At 60.7% G+C, this 257-nt stretch carries 1 protein-coding gene; it reads left to right on the forward strand.

Annotation, left to right across the window (positions count from 1 at the left end):
* Nucleotides 1-257, forward strand: a 257-nt coding sequence (locus tag AAEY83_RS16615; RefSeq protein ID WP_351060842.1) for an EamA family transporter, incomplete at both ends; no start/stop codon positions are given.

The following is a 257-nucleotide window of genomic DNA, read 5'->3' on the forward strand; positions in this document are numbered from 1 at the left end:
GTCTTTGGACGTGCGGCTTTTGCCGTGCTCGCCCTGGCATTTTTCGCCCGTTTCTTCAGCCAGCATGGTTGGCAGAAACTTCAGGCCGTGGACTGGCGGCGCCTCGCCCTCAGCGGCGTGTTGCTGGCTGGGCACTGGGTGAGTTTTTTCGTATCGGTGAAGATCGCCGGGGTGGCCATCGCCACCTTGGGCTTTGCCAGTTTTCCGGCGTTCACGGTGATTCTCGAAGGATTGATCTTCCGCGAACGCATCCGCCC

Origin of the sequence: Psychrobacter sp. TB20-MNA-CIBAN-0197 (genome assembly GCF_040309765.1) — a bacterium.
Classification (GTDB): domain Bacteria; phylum Pseudomonadota; class Gammaproteobacteria; order Pseudomonadales; family Moraxellaceae; genus Psychrobacter; species Psychrobacter submarinus.